At 64.4% G+C, this 13254-nt stretch carries 14 protein-coding genes; 8 read left to right on the forward strand and 6 right to left on the reverse strand.

Annotated features, from left to right (window positions below; genetic code table 11):
• Window positions 1–24: 24 nt before the first annotated feature.
• Window positions 25–477: a GatB/YqeY domain-containing protein gene (locus K7G82_RS00115; RefSeq protein WP_222987797.1), complete on the reverse strand. Its 453-nt coding sequence runs from the start codon at window positions 475–477 to the stop codon at window positions 25–27.
• A gap of 128 nt (window positions 478–605) precedes the next feature.
• On the opposite strand from K7G82_RS00115, the gene carA reads away from it, so the two are divergent.
• The 4 genes from carA (at window position 606) to K7G82_RS00135 (ending at window position 6347) form a co-directional block, all read left to right on the forward strand.
• Window positions 606–1769 carry a glutamine-hydrolyzing carbamoyl-phosphate synthase small subunit gene (gene carA / locus K7G82_RS00120; protein WP_222987798.1) on the forward strand — a complete coding sequence of 388 codons (1164 nt, stop codon included), beginning with the start codon at window positions 606–608 and terminating at the stop codon, window positions 1767–1769.
• A gap of 49 nt (window positions 1770–1818) precedes the next feature.
• Entirely contained in the window at window positions 1819–5160 is a 3342-nt protein-coding gene (gene carB, locus K7G82_RS00125) for a carbamoyl-phosphate synthase large subunit (protein ID WP_222987799.1), read from the forward strand.
• A 78-nt stretch (window positions 5161–5238) separates the two neighbouring features.
• Window positions 5239–5715, forward strand: a complete 477-nt coding sequence (gene greA / locus K7G82_RS00130; protein ID WP_222987800.1) for a transcription elongation factor GreA — start codon at window positions 5239–5241, stop codon at window positions 5713–5715.
• Window positions 5716–5720: 5 nt separating this feature from the next.
• Window positions 5721–6347, forward strand: coding sequence for a rhomboid family intramembrane serine protease (locus tag K7G82_RS00135; RefSeq protein ID WP_222987801.1), 627 nt, complete (start codon window positions 5721–5723; stop codon window positions 6345–6347).
• Between the two features lie 42 nt (window positions 6348–6389).
• Here K7G82_RS00135 and K7G82_RS00140 read toward each other — a convergent pair whose 3' ends face one another.
• From K7G82_RS00140 to K7G82_RS00160, 5 genes are all read right to left on the reverse strand, one after another.
• Entirely contained in the window at window positions 6390–6620 is a 231-nt protein-coding gene (locus K7G82_RS00140; RefSeq protein ID WP_222987802.1) for a DUF4170 domain-containing protein, read from the reverse strand.
• 213 nt (window positions 6621–6833) lie between these two features.
• Window positions 6834–7403, reverse strand: coding sequence for a hypothetical protein (locus K7G82_RS00145; protein WP_222987803.1), 570 nt, complete (start codon window positions 7401–7403; stop codon window positions 6834–6836).
• Window positions 7404–7452: 49 nt separating this feature from the next.
• A complete protein-coding gene (locus K7G82_RS00150) occupies window positions 7453–7761 on the reverse strand; it encodes a hypothetical protein (RefSeq protein WP_222987804.1) in 309 nt (102 codons plus the stop codon).
• A complete protein-coding gene (locus tag K7G82_RS00155) occupies window positions 7758–8165 on the reverse strand; it encodes a phage holin family protein (protein ID WP_222987805.1) in 408 nt (135 codons plus the stop codon). Before K7G82_RS00155 ends, K7G82_RS00150 begins: the two co-directional genes overlap by 4 nt.
• A 31-nt stretch (window positions 8166–8196) precedes the next feature.
• Window positions 8197–8784, reverse strand: coding sequence for a hypothetical protein (locus tag K7G82_RS00160; RefSeq protein ID WP_222987806.1), 588 nt, complete (start codon window positions 8782–8784; stop codon window positions 8197–8199).
• A gap of 178 nt (window positions 8785–8962) precedes the next feature.
• Between K7G82_RS00160 and eno the strand changes: the two genes are divergently transcribed.
• From eno to K7G82_RS00180, 4 genes are all read left to right on the forward strand, one after another.
• Window positions 8963–10234 (forward strand): phosphopyruvate hydratase, encoded by a 1272-nt coding sequence (eno, locus tag K7G82_RS00165; RefSeq protein ID WP_222987807.1) that lies wholly within the window; start codon window positions 8963–8965, stop codon window positions 10232–10234.
• Window positions 10235–10338: 104 nt separating this feature from the next.
• Window positions 10339–10650 (forward strand): FtsB family cell division protein, encoded by a 312-nt coding sequence (locus K7G82_RS00170; RefSeq protein ID WP_222987808.1) that lies wholly within the window; start codon window positions 10339–10341, stop codon window positions 10648–10650.
• Between the two features lie 98 nt (window positions 10651–10748).
• Window positions 10749–11810, forward strand: a complete 1062-nt coding sequence (gene pdhA / locus K7G82_RS00175) for a pyruvate dehydrogenase (acetyl-transferring) E1 component subunit alpha (RefSeq protein ID WP_222987809.1) — start codon at window positions 10749–10751, stop codon at window positions 11808–11810.
• Window positions 11810–13219, forward strand: a complete 1410-nt coding sequence (locus K7G82_RS00180) for a pyruvate dehydrogenase complex E1 component subunit beta (RefSeq protein ID WP_222987810.1) — start codon at window positions 11810–11812, stop codon at window positions 13217–13219. Before pdhA ends, K7G82_RS00180 begins: the two co-directional genes overlap by 1 nt.
• The last annotated feature ends 35 nt before the right edge of the window (window positions 13220–13254 follow it).

Raw genomic sequence — 13254 nt, forward strand, 5'->3', positions numbered from 1 at the left:
GGAGGGGAGAGATCGACTCGCGCCTTATGTCAAAGCCGCCTTCACCGCGGCGCTGGCCTTGGTCATGTCGAGCTGGCTGCCATGGCGTTCCTTGAGCAACGCCATCACCTTGCCCATGTCCTTCACCGACGAGGCGCCGGTTTCCGCCTTGATCGCTTCGATCGCGGCGGCAGTCTGGGCTTCGTCGAGCTGCGCGGGCAGGAAGCGTTCGATCACGACGACTTCGGCGCGTTCGGCATCGGCCAGTTCCTGGCGGCCGCCCTTTTCGTACATCTCGATCGATTCGCGGCGCTGCTTCACCATTTTCTGGAGCACTTCGACCACCAGCGCGTCGTCATCGGTGGGGGCCTTGCCCGTTCGCGCTTCGATGTCGCGGTTCTTGATGGCGGCCTGGATCAGGCGCGTGGTTGCGGTGGTATCCTTGTCGCCGGCTTTCATGGCGGCAATCTGGGCGGCCTTAATGTCGTCGCGAATCATGGGTTTCTCGGCCTGTTTCGGGAAAGCGACCAGCATAGCCAAGCCGTCCGGATTTTAATAGATTGACCCCGATGGGCGCGGCACCTAGTGACCCCGCCGTTTAACCTGTTCCCCGGGAGTAGCTGCACATGGCTGATGCCAAACCGTCCACCGCGCCTGAAGGGGCGACGGGGGTATTGGTGCTGGCCGACGGGTCGGTATTGTGGGGTCGTGGCTTCGGTGCAGAGGGCGCGGCAGTGGGCGAGGTGTGCTTCAACACCGCGATGACCGGCTATCAGGAGGTGATGACCGATCCCTCCTATGCCGGCCAGATCGTCGCCTTCACGTTCCCGCATATCGGCAATGTCGGTACGAATCATGAGGATATCGAGGCGACCAACCCGCACGCGCTGGGCTGTATCGTGCGCGAGGACGTTACCGCGCCGAGCAATTTCCGCAGCATCCAGCGATTCGACGATTGGCTGAAGGGCAATGGCCGGATCGGCCTGGCGGGCGTCGACACGCGCGCGCTGACGCGCCGTATCCGGATCGACGGTGCCCCCAATGCCGTGATCGCGCACAACGCGGCCGGGCGGTTCGATATCGATGCGCTGCTGGCGCAGGCGCGGGGCTGGCCGGGGCTGGAGGGCATGGACCTCGCCAAGGACGTGTCCACGCTCCAGAGCTATCAGTGGCGTGACGGCCTGTGGTCGCTGGGCAGCGGCTATGCCGTCGACGAGACGACCGACGATCGTCCGCACGTCGTCGCGATCGACTATGGCCTCAAGCGCAACATCCTGCGCAATCTGGTGGCGGCCGGCGCGCGCGTCACCGTTGTGCCCGCCACCGCGACCACGCTGGAAGTGATGGCGCACCGCCCCGATGGCGTGTTCCTGTCGAACGGCCCCGGCGATCCCGCCGCGACCGGCAGCTATGCCGTGCCGGTGATCAAGGACCTGCTGGAGCGCGACATGCCGATCTTCGGCATCTGCCTGGGTCATCAGCTGCTCGGCCTCGCGGTCGGCGCCAAGACCAGCAAGATGCATCAGGGCCATCGCGGCGCCAATCATCCGGTCAAGCGCATCGCCGACGGCGCGGTGGAGATCACCAGCATGAACCATGGCTTCGCGGTCGAGACCAAGACGCTGCCGAAGAACGCGAAGGCGACGCATGTCAGCCTGTTCGACGGTTCCAATGCCGGGTTCGAACTGACCGACAAGAAAGCGTTTTCGGTTCAGTATCACCCGGAAGCGAGCCCAGGCCCGCAGGACAGCCATTATCTGTTCGAGAAGTTCGTCGGGATGATCAAGTGATCGACCTGAACCGTACGACCGCCGACACATTCGAGACGAAGGCCGACTAATGCCCAAACGCACCGATATCTCCTCGATCCTCGTCATCGGCGCCGGCCCGATCGTGATCGGCCAGGCCTGCGAGTTCGATTATTCGGGCACCCAGGCGATCAAGGCGCTGAAGGAGGAGGGGTACCGGATCGTCCTGGTCAATTCGAACCCGGCGACGATCATGACCGATCCCGAGCTGGCCGACGCGACCTATGTCGAGCCGATCACGCCGGAAATCGTCGCGCGGATCATCGAGAAGGAACGGCCCGATGCGGTGCTGCCGACGATGGGCGGGCAGACCGCGCTGAACACCGCGCTGGCGCTGTTCAACGACGGTACGCTCGAGAAATATGGCTGCGTCATGATCGGCGCGGATGCCGTCGCGATCGACAAGGCCGAGGACCGGCTGAAGTTCCGCGAGGCGATGGACAAGATCGGGCTGGAATCGGCGCGCTCGGCGATCGCCCACACGCTCGACGAGGCGATGGCCGGGCTCGACAAGGTCGGCTTGCCCGCGATCATCCGGCCCAGCTTCACGCTTGGCGGCACCGGCGGCGGCGTCGCCTATAACAAGGACGAGTTCCGTCGAATCGTCGCCGGCGGCCTCGAAGCCAGCCCGACCACCGAGGTGCTGATCGAGGAATCGCTGCTCGGCTGGAAGGAATATGAGATGGAAGTGGTCCGCGACCGCGCGGACAATTGCATCATCATCTGCTCGATCGAGAATGTCGATCCGATGGGCGTCCATACGGGCGATTCCATCACCGTCGCGCCGGCGCTGACGCTGACCGACAAGGAATATCAGATCATGCGCAACGCATCGATCGCCTGTCTCCGTGAAATCGGTGTGGAAACAGGCGGTTCGAACGTGCAGTTCGCGGTCAATCCGAAGGATGGCCGGCTGGTCGTGATCGAGATGAATCCGCGCGTCTCGCGTTCCTCGGCGCTGGCGTCGAAGGCCACGGGCTTCCCGATCGCCAAGGTCGCGGCCAAGCTGGCGGTGGGGTATACGCTCGACGAGATCATGAACGACATCACCGGCGCGACGCCGGCCTCGTTCGAGCCGACGATCGACTATGTCGTCACCAAGATCCCGCGCTTCGCCTTCGAGAAGTTCAAGGGATCGGAGCCGTTGCTGTCGACCGCGATGAAGTCGGTCGGCGAGGTGATGGCGATCGGCCGCAATATCCATGAAAGCATCCAGAAGGCGCTGCGCGGGCTGGAGACCGGCCTGTCGGGCTTCAACATGGTGGACAATCTGATCGGCGCGCCCAAGGACGACATCGTCGCCGCCTTGTCGCGCGCGACGCCCGACCGGCTGCTCGTCGCCGCCCAGGCGTTGCGCGAAGGGCTCAGCGTCGACGAGGTTCATCAGGTCACCCGTTACGACCCCTGGTTCCTGACGCGGATCGCGGAGATCATCGCGGCCGAACGCGAGGTCCTCGACCACGGCCTGCCGCGCGACGCGAAGGCGATGCGCCGGCTGAAGGCGATGGGCTTTTCGGACAAGAGGCTGGCGTTCCTGGCGCTGCAATCGGCCAATCTGCGCGGCGGTGCGAGCATGGAGCGCGCGGTCGCACGCGGTTCGGGCCTGATCCGCGAAGCGGTGGTGGCGATGACCGGCGGCGTGACCGAAGAAGAAGTGCGTCGCCTTCGCCACAAGCTGGGCGTGCGGCCCGTGTTCAAGCGGATCGACACCTGCGCGGCCGAGTTCGAGGCGAAGACGCCCTATATGTACTCGACCTATGAGGCGCCGGTGTTCGGCGAGCCCGAGTGCGAAAGCCAGCCCAGCGACCGCAAGAAGGTCGTCATCCTGGGCGGCGGTCCCAACCGGATCGGGCAGGGGATCGAGTTCGACTATTGCTGCTGTCATGCCTGTTTCGCGCTCGAGGATGCCGGGTTCGAGACGATCATGATCAACTGCAACCCGGAAACGGTCTCGACCGACTATGACACGTCGGACCGCCTCTATTTCGAGCCGCTGACCGCCGAGGACGTGCTGGAGATCCTGCATGTCGAGCAGTCGAACGGCACGCTTGCCGGCGTCATCGTCCAGTTCGGCGGCCAGACGCCGCTCAAGCTGGCGCAGGCGCTGGAGGATGCGGGTATCCCGATCCTCGGCACCTCGCCCGACGCGATCGACCTGGCCGAGGATCGCGAGCGTTTCGCGGCGCTGGTGACCAAGCTGAAATTGCTCCAGCCGGCCAACGGCATCGCGCGCAGCCGCGAGGAGGCGATCGCGGTCGCCGAACGTATCGGTTATCCCGTGCTGATCCGGCCGAGCTATGTGCTTGGCGGCCGCGCGATGGAGATCGTCGACGGTCCCGCCCAGCTTGAGGATTACATCCAGACCGCGGTGCAGGTGTCCGGCGACTCGCCCGTGCTGATCGACCAATATCTGCGTGATGCGATCGAGGTCGATGTCGACGCGATCTGCGACGGCGACGAGGTCGTGGTGGCCGGCGTGCTCCAGCATATCGAGGAAGCCGGCGTCCATTCGGGTGACAGTGCCTGCACCTTGCCGCCCTATAGCCTGCCCGATGCGATCATCGCCGAGATCGAGCGCCAGGCCGAACTGCTGGCGCATGCGCTGGAGGTTCGCGGCCTGATGAACATCCAGTTCGCGGTGAAGGACGGAAAAGTCTATCTGATCGAAGTCAATCCGCGCGCCAGCCGGACCGTGCCGTTCGTCGCCAAGGCGATCGGCCAGCCGATCGCCAAGATCGCCTCGCGCGTGATGGCGGGCGAGAAGCTGGCGGCGCTGCCGCGCATCGACCGCCGTATCGATCATATTGCGGTGAAGGAAGCGGTTTTCCCGTTCGCACGCTTCCCCGGCGTCGATCCAGTGCTCTCGCCGGAAATGAAGTCGACCGGCGAAGTCATGGGAATCGATAGGGATTTTGCGACCGCATTCGCCAAGTCCCAGCTTGGCGCGGGCGATCGGCTGCCGCAATCGGGAACGGTGTTCGTGTCGGTGAAGGACAGCGACAAGCCGGTCATCCTGCCTGCGGTCAAACTATTGTCCGAGCTCGGTTTCAGCATGATCGCGACGGGCGGCACCGCCGATTTCCTGGAAAGGGAAGGCATCGCCGTCGAGCGGGTGAACAAGGTGGCGCAGGGCCGGCCCCATATCGTCGATCGTATCATCGATGGCGGCGTGGCGTTGATCTTCAACACCACGGAGGGCTGGCAGAGCCACAAGGACTCGGCTTCGATCCGTGCGTCGGGTCTGGCGAAGTCTGTGCCCTACTATACCACGGCATCGGCGAGCGTCGCCGCGGCCGAGGCGATTGCTGCAATGCGCAATCAAAACCTTGAAGTACGGTCGCTCCAGTCATATTATTCCGGTTCGCACGCCTGATCCCGACAATATGACGCGCGACAGGTGGCTCCGTCAGGGCGGGGCCGCTTGGGGAAGTTTTGACGAAGGACGAGAGTGATGGCGACGGTCGAGAAAATGCCGATGCTGCAGGAAGGCTTCGATAAGCTGACGGATGACCTCCGTCGCTTGAAGGCCGAGCGCCCGGAGATCGTGGATGCGATCGAGGAAGCGCGCGCGCATGGCGATCTTTCCGAAAACGCGGAATATCACGCCGCCAAGGAGCGCCAGGGCCAGATCGAGGCATCGATCGCCGATATCGAGGACAAGCTTTCGCGCGCGCAGATTATCGATCCCAAGACGCTTTCGGGCGACAAGGTGATTTTCGGCGCGACCGTCACCTTGCTCGACGAGAACGACAAGCCGGTGAAGTATCAGATTGTCGGCCAGACCGAGGCGGATGCCAATTCGGGGCGGATCTCCTACAATTCGCCGCTCGGCCGTGCGCTCATCGGGCGCAAGGTGGACGATGACGTCGAAGTGACGGTGCCGGCGGGCGACCGTTATTATCTGGTCTCGAAGATCGAGTTCATCTGACCGGCATGAATTTGCCGGCGGGGCGCCTTACCAACATCCTGGTCATCGTCACGGCCGCCACCTGGCTGGCGCTCGATCTGTCGGGCTGGCTGGGCTGGGCGTCCGTCATGGCCGGGTTCATTCCCGCACGGGTCACCGGGCCTGAGCTGGACGGCGCGCTGCCGGTTCTGCTGACTCCGTTCAGCGCGGCCTTCATTCACGCCAATCTGGCGCATATCGGCTTCAACATGCTGATGCTGCTCTATTGCGGGCGCTACACCGAATATGCGTTGGGGCCAGGCGGTTTCGCCTGCCTCTACATCGTCGGCGCCTATGCATCGGCGGGGGCGCAATATCTGGTCGATCCAGCATCGACGGTGCCGATGGTGGGGGCAAGTGGCGCGACTTCGGCGGTGATCGGCGCCTATGCGCTGCTGTTCGGCCAGAAACGCGCCAAGGCGATCGGGCCGATACCGGCGATCGTCGTGCACATAATGTGGCTGGCGGCCGCGTGGATCGGCGTGCAGTTGCTGTTCGGCATCGCGATGGCGGATGCCGGCATGGCGATCGCCGTCGCGGCGCATGTCGGCGGCTTCATCGCGGGCCTGCTGCTGGCGCGCCCGCTGCTGCTGTGGCGCTATCGCCGCGCCTGATCGGGCCGGTGCCGCACCCTGTTCGGGCACCGGCTCCCGCAATCAGCCTTGGGCGGGCTTGAGCATATCCGGCTCGAGCAGCCGATGGAGATGAACGACGACATAGCGCATCTCGGCATCGTCGACGGTGCGCTGGGCCGCTGCGCGCCATGCGTCTTCGGCCGATTTGTAGTCCGGAAACACGCCGACGATGTCGATCGTGGAAAGGTCGGCGAAATCCAGCGTCTGCGGGTCTTTCACCCGTCCGCCGAACACCAGATGCAATTTGCTCATCGAAAACCCTTTGCTTGAAGCTTGATCACTGACGGCGAAGGCAAGTCATGCTTTCGCCGATGCCGCGAAACCCGTGTTCCGCGCAGCCGATCGGGCTCCTATCCTAGATCCAGTCGCCACGGCGGCCTGGGCGAAACCCGGGCCGCGCCGGCGGAGATACAGGGCTTCCCTAACCATTCAGGCCGACGCGTCAATCGCCGGACGTCGCGTCCGTCAGGCTTTTGCCTTCGGTGTGGCGGGTTTCGCAGCGGGCTTGCTCGCCGTGCGCGCAGGTTTCGCGGTCGGCTTGGCGACTGCCTTGGCGGCGGCGTTGCCGGCTTCGTTGGCGGCCGCGGACACCGATTTGAGCAGACTCTGCGCCTGCTGCTTGGCGGCTTCCTTGCTGATGCCGAGCGCGTCGAGTTTCTTCTTGCCGGCGGCCTTCGCGGCTTGCGCGGCATTGCCCGCGGCCTTGTTGATCCGCCGCCCGGTGGCGCCCAGCGTCTTGGTTTCCTGCTGGGTGCGCGGGAGCAGCGATCCGATCAGCGCGCCCAGCGCAAGGCCGCCGACCAGAAAGGCGATGGGGTTGTCGTCGAGTTGCTGGCCTGCTTTCGCGCCGGCACGCTTCACGCCCGCCTGCGCGTTGGAATAGGCCTTGCCGGCGCGATCGCGCGACGCCGAATAGGCGGTCTTGGCCTTTGCCTTGCCGCTGGCGAGTGCCGTTTCGGCGGCACCGCGCGCTGCCTCGATCTTCTCGTTCGCGAATTCGCTCGCCTTCTTGGCGCTGTCAGCGATCTTGGTCATGCTTCATCCTCCAAAAGGCGGCCATGCGGCCGATCGTTCAGTTCCGTGCCTATTCCGTGTCGCGGCGTGTCCTCATCTTCTCCACGACATCTCCGATCGCCGACAGGATCGGCGCCCGGAAGATCCAGGCCAGCACCGCGATCGCCAGCGCGGCCGCGGTGAATGGCCTCTTCTTCACCGTCTCGATCGCATCCGCCGCGATCTCGTCGGCCTTCTCGCGCAGGTCCTCCAGCGCTTCCTCGATCAACGCCTTGGGTTTCAGGCGCTTCTGCACCTCTATCAGCGTCCCCGTCAGCCGCGTCCGTGCCTCGGCGGATTCGCGCCGTGCCCGCGCCAGACGGATCTCGTCGCGGGTCATGCGTCCTCATCCTCCCTGTCGCCCAGATCCCTCCGGATCCGTGCCGTCACCGATCCGATCAGCAATGCCGCGAGCAGCATCGCCACCAGCGCGACCAGGAACGCCGCCCAAGCCGCGCCGATGAAGGGGGAGAGCGCGAAGACCAGCGCGATCAGCATCAGCGTGACCGAGCCGAAGGCCAGAAGTCCGCCGATCGCGGCGATCACGAGCAGCGAGCGATAGAGATTGACCTTGTGGATCGCTTCCACGCGGTAGAGCTTGATCTCCGCGCGAACGAAATCCTCCGCGTCGTCGACCAGGCGGCTCAGCAGTTCGCCGATGCTGCCTTCCTCATGCCTTTTCTCGTCGATCTCCCGCGCTGTGTCGGGATCGGCCGGCGACGGGGGCAGGTGCGGCGTGGTCATATCCGGCGCGTCGTTCACCCCCGTCCGTCCGTCAGGCCTTGCCGTCGCTGTCGGTGCCCGCCTTGATCAGGCGAGTGAGGACGAAACCAACGGCCACCGCCGCGCCAATCGCAACGGCCGGGCTTTTCTTGACGAAATCGGTCGCGTCGCGAACCAGTTCGTCGACATCCTTGCCCTTCAGCGTTTCGGCGAAGCCCGAAACCGCGTCCGCCGCCTTGCGGGTATAGTCGCCATATTGCGCGCCGACCTTGTCATCGACGGTGCCGGCGGCGTCGCCGATCATCCGCGCGACATTGTCGAGCGCCGATGCCGCGCGCGCCTTGCCTTCGGCCGCAGCGCCACGTGCGCGGGCCGCCGCCTGATCCTTGAGTGCAGCCGCTTCCTTGCGAACTGCCGACGATGCGTCGTTCGCCGCTGTCTTCAGCTTGCTTTCCGTCTTGGGCGCAGCCTTCGGTGCCGCTCGGGTCGCGGCCTTCTTCACCGGCGCCGCGCGGCGCGCGACAGGCTTGGCGGTGGCGGGCTTCGTCGCGGCCGGCTTCGCGGCCTTGGGTTTCGCGGCCGCGGGCTTGCGGGCGGCGGGCTTCTTCGGAGCGGAACCGTTCGGGATCTCGTCAGCCATGGTGCTTTCCTTTCGAAACTCGATTCACAGCTACAACAATCTCGGTCCTTCGCAAGTTCCGCAACTGGGGACTTTGCGGATATGAACTTGCTCGCGGTGCGCTTTCCCGCAATTGCGCTTCGGTGGCTTGGCCGATAGAGGCACGCCATCCCATTACCGCCAGCCGGAGCAGCAGCCCATGACAGCGATCATCGACGTCCACGCGCGCCAAATCATCGACAGCCGTGGCAATCCCACGATCGAGGTCGATGTTTCGCTGGAGGATGGCAGCTTCGGCCGCGCCGCGGTGCCATCGGGCGCATCGACGGGCGCGCATGAGGCCGTCGAAAAGCGCGACGGAGACAAGACGCGCTGGCTCGGCAAGGGTGTGACCGCCGCCGTCGAGGCGGTGAACGGCGAGATCGCCGAAGCGATTCTTGGGCTCGAGGCCGAGGATCAGGGCGAAGTCGATGCCGCGATGATCGATCTGGACGGCACGCCCAACAAGGGTCGCCTGGGCGCGAACGCCATTCTGGGCGTCAGCCTGGCGACCGCCAAGGCCGCGGCGGATTCGCGCGGCCTTCCGCTTTACCGCTATGTCGGCGGCGTTTCCGCGCACCTGCTGCCCGTGCCGATGATGAACATCATCAATGGCGGCGCGCATGCCGACAATCCGATCGATTTCCAGGAATTCATGATCATGCCGGTCGGCGTGGACAGCCTGGCGGAGGCGGTGCGTTGCGGCGCCGAGATCTTCCACACGCTCAAGAAGAGCCTGCATGACAAGGGGCTGGCGACGGCCGTGGGTGACGAGGGCGGCTTTGCGCCCAACCTCGCCAGCGCGCCCGATGCGCTCGATTTCATCATGCAGTCGATCGAGAAGGCCGGTTATACGCCGGGCGACGATGTCGTGCTCGCGCTCGACTGCGCCGCGACCGAGTTCTTCAAGGACGGCGCCTACCATCTCGAAGGCGAAGGGCGCGTGCTGTCGCCGCTCGAAATGGCCGATTACCTTGCCGATCTGTGCGCGCGCTATCCGATCAAGTCGATCGAGGACGGCATGGGCGAGGATGATTTCGAAGGCTGGAAGGCGCTGACCGACAAGATCGGCAACACCGTCCAGCTCGTCGGTGACGATCTGTTCGTGACCAATCCCAAGCGGCTTGCCCAGGGCATTCGCGATGGCCTCGCCAATTCGCTGCTGGTGAAGGTCAATCAGATCGGCACGCTCACCGAAACGCTCGAAGCCGTCTCGATGGCGCAGCGCGCGCGCTACACCGCCGTGATGTCGCACCGTTCGGGCGAGACCGAGGATGCGACGATCGCGGATCTCGCGGTCGCCACCAATTGCGGGCAGATCAAGACCGGCAGCCTTGCGCGCTCCGATCGGCTCGCCAAGTACAACCAGCTGATCCGCATCGAGGAGCAGCTTGGTCCGGTCGCGCGTTACGCGGGCCGGATCTTCGGCTGATTCGTCGAAGCGGCAATGGGGTGGGCTGGTGCCCACCCCCATCATGAAATTGTAGCGAGATTGTGCTTGACCCGCAGAATCGCGTGTGATTCAACGATTCTGCGATGTCCAAGGCGATTACCTTCCTCTCTCTGCTTCGATCGGCGGCGCCTTCCGCATTGATGTTCCTCGTGATCGCCATGTTCGCGGGATATGCGGTGATGGGATCGAACGGCGTGCTGGCCTGGGGCGACTACAAGCGGCAGTTGCAGGAGCGGCGCCTGGTGCTCGCCAAACTGGAAGCCGAAAAGGCGGTGCTGGCCAATCGCGTCGCCTTGCTCGATCCGCGCCGCGCCAATCCGGACATGGCCGACGAACTGATCCGCCGCGAACTCGGCCTGGCGCATCCGGACGAGATCATCCTGCCCGTCAAATGAATCTTCGGCGCGGATAATCGCGCGCTGGCCGTTGCGGAATCCTTGAACGCGCGCCTATAGACCGGCTCACACCGTTCCTCCTTCCCCAGGGTGATGAGTTGGCAAGAACATCGACAGCGAAATCCGGCAAGGGCGCGACGAGCGCGCCGCCGCCGGCCAATCGGGAGCGTCCCGAAGAACCGGCGCGCTACGAGGCGAGCAAGGACGAATTGCTCGAATTCTATCGTGAGATGCTGTTGATCCGCCGCTTCGAGGAAAAGGCCGGCCAGCTTTACGGCCTGGGCCTGATCGGCGGTTTCTGCCACCTCTATATCGGCCAGGAGGCCGTTGCCGTCGGGCTCCAGTCCGCGCTCGAAATGGGCAAGGACAGCGTGATCACCGGCTATCGCGATCATGGCCATATGCTCGCCTATGGCATCGATCCCAAGGTGATCATGGCCGAACTCACGGGCCGCGAAGCCGGGATCAGCCGCGGCAAGGGCGGTTCGATGCACATGTTCTCGGTCGAGCATAAATTCTATGGCGGCCATGGCATCGTCGGCGCGCAGGTGTCGCTGGGCACAGGGCTTGCCTTCAAGCACAAATATGCCGGCGATGGCGGCGTCGCCATGGCCTATTTCGGCGATGGCGCCGCCAATCAGGGCCAGGTCTACGAAAGCTTCAACATGGCCGAGCTGTGGAAGCTGCCGATCATCTTCGTGATCGAGAACAACCAATATGCGATGGGCACCAGCGTCAATCGCTCCTCGGCGGAAGATCAGCTTTATCGCCGGGGCGAAAGCTTCCGCATTCCCGGCATCCAGGTTGACGGCATGGATGTGCTCGCGGTGCGCGGCGCCGCCGAAACCGCCGTCAAATGGGTGCGCGAAGGCAAGGGGCCGGTGCTGCTGGAACTGAAGACCTATCGCTATCGCGGCCATTCCATGTCCGACCCCGCCAAATATCGCTCGCGCGAGGAAGTACAGGCGGTGCGCGACAAGTCCGATCCCATCGAACACGCCAAGAAGGAACTGGAGGCGCTCGGCATTTCCGAGGATGCGCTGAAGGATATCGACAAGGAGATCCGCAAGATCGTGGCGGAGGCGGCGGACTTCGCCGAAACCTCGCCCGAGCCGGAAGCGGCGGAACTCTACACGGACGTGCTGGTGGATACTTACTGATGGCGATCGAACTCAAGATGCCCGCGCTTTCCCCGACGATGGAGGAAGGCACGCTTGCCAAATGGCTCGTCAAGGAAGGCGATGCCGTGAAATCGGGCGATATCCTGGCGGAGATCGAAACCGACAAGGCGACGATGGAATTCGAGGCGGTCGACGAAGGCACGATCGCGAAGATCCTCGTGCCGGACGGCAGCGAAGGCGTGAAGGTCGGCACCGTGATCGCGATGATCGCGGGCGAGGGCGAGGATGCATCGGCGCCGGCCGCCGAGGCCGCGCCGGCACCGGCCGCGTCGCCTGAACCGGCTGCCGCGGAACCTGTCGGCAGCGAAGGCGAGGAAAAGCCCAAAAAGGCCGAATCCGGCACATCCAAGCTTGCGGGCGAGGTTCGTGCCAGCGTGTCCGATCCGGACATTCCGGCAGGCACCGAAATGGTCAAGACCACGGTGCGCGAAGCGCTGCGCGACGCAATGGCCGAGGAGATGCGCGCCGACGATCGCATCTTCGTGATGGGCGAGGAAGTCGCCGAATATCAGGGCGCCTACAAGGTCACTCAGGGACTGCTGGAGGAGTTCGGCGCACGGCGCGTCATCGATACGCCGATCACCGAATATGGCTTCGCGGGTGTCGGCACGGGCGCGGCGATGGCCGGCCTCAAGCCGATCGTCGAGTTCATGACCTTCAATTTCGCGATGCAGGCGATCGATCACATCATCAATTCCGCCGCCAAGACCAATTACATGTCGGGCGGCCAGATGCGCTGCCCGATCGTGTTCCGCGGCCCGAACGGTGCAGCATCGCGCGTCGCCGCGCAGCACAGCCAGAATTACGGCCCCTGGTATGCGGCGATCCCCGGTTTGATCGTGATCGCGCCCTATGACGCGGCAGATGCGAAGGGTCTGCTCAAGGCGGCGATCCGCTCGGAGGATCCCGTTGTCTTCCTCGAGAACGAACTGCTCTATGGTCGCAGCTTCGAGGTGCCAAAGCTCGACGATTATGTTTTGCCGATCGGCAAGGCGCGCGTCGTGCGTGAAGGCAAGGATGTGACGCTGGTCAGCTATTCGATCGGCGTTGGCGTTGCGCTGGAAGCGGCGGAGACGCTGGCGGGCGAGGGGATCGACGCGGAAGTGATCGATCTGCGCACGCTCCGGCCGCTCGACACCGCCACGGTGCTCGCCAGCCTGAAGAAGACCAACCGCATGGTGGTGGTGGAGGAAGGCTGGCCGGTCTGCTCGATCTCCAGCGAGATCATCGCGGTGGCGATGGAACAGGGCTTCGACGATCTCGATGCGCCAGTGCTGCGCGTCACCAACGAGGATGTGCCGCTGCCCTATGCAGCCAACCTGGAGAAGCTGGCGCTGGTGGACGCGGGACGGGTGGTGAAGGCGGCGAAGCAGGTCTGTTACCGCTGAGTCCGTTTGAGAAAGCGCACAGAAGCGCCTTCCGG

This window comes from Sphingomonas colocasiae (assembly GCF_019880585.1).
Taxonomy (GTDB): domain Bacteria; phylum Pseudomonadota; class Alphaproteobacteria; order Sphingomonadales; family Sphingomonadaceae; genus Sphingobium_A; species Sphingobium_A colocasiae.

What these genes read in the sequence shown, in the direction of transcription:
- K7G82_RS00115 (WP_222987797.1), bottom strand. Translation starts at nt 477, where the DNA reads ATGATTCGCGACGACATTAAGGCCGCCCAGATTGCCGCCATGAAAGCC.
- carA (WP_222987798.1), top strand. Translation starts at nt 606, where the DNA reads ATGGCTGATGCCAAACCGTCCACCGCGCCTGAAGGGGCGACGGGGGTA.
- carB (WP_222987799.1), top strand. Translation starts at nt 1,819, where the DNA reads ATGCCCAAACGCACCGATATCTCCTCGATCCTCGTCATCGGCGCCGGC.
- greA (WP_222987800.1), top strand. Translation starts at nt 5,239, where the DNA reads ATGGCGACGGTCGAGAAAATGCCGATGCTGCAGGAAGGCTTCGATAAG.
- K7G82_RS00135 (WP_222987801.1), top strand. Translation starts at nt 5,721, where the DNA reads ATGAATTTGCCGGCGGGGCGCCTTACCAACATCCTGGTCATCGTCACG.
- K7G82_RS00140 (WP_222987802.1), bottom strand. Translation starts at nt 6,620, where the DNA reads ATGAGCAAATTGCATCTGGTGTTCGGCGGACGGGTGAAAGACCCGCAG.
- K7G82_RS00145 (WP_222987803.1), bottom strand. Translation starts at nt 7,403, where the DNA reads ATGACCAAGATCGCTGACAGCGCCAAGAAGGCGAGCGAATTCGCGAAC.
- K7G82_RS00150 (WP_222987804.1), bottom strand. Translation starts at nt 7,761, where the DNA reads ATGACCCGCGACGAGATCCGTCTGGCGCGGGCACGGCGCGAATCCGCC.
- K7G82_RS00155 (WP_222987805.1), bottom strand. Translation starts at nt 8,165, where the DNA reads ATGACCACGCCGCACCTGCCCCCGTCGCCGGCCGATCCCGACACAGCG.
- K7G82_RS00160 (WP_222987806.1), bottom strand. Translation starts at nt 8,784, where the DNA reads ATGGCTGACGAGATCCCGAACGGTTCCGCTCCGAAGAAGCCCGCCGCC.
- eno (WP_222987807.1), top strand. Translation starts at nt 8,963, where the DNA reads ATGACAGCGATCATCGACGTCCACGCGCGCCAAATCATCGACAGCCGT.
- K7G82_RS00170 (WP_222987808.1), top strand. Translation starts at nt 10,339, where the DNA reads ATGTCCAAGGCGATTACCTTCCTCTCTCTGCTTCGATCGGCGGCGCCT.
- K7G82_RS00180 (WP_222987810.1), top strand. Translation starts at nt 11,810, where the DNA reads ATGGCGATCGAACTCAAGATGCCCGCGCTTTCCCCGACGATGGAGGAA.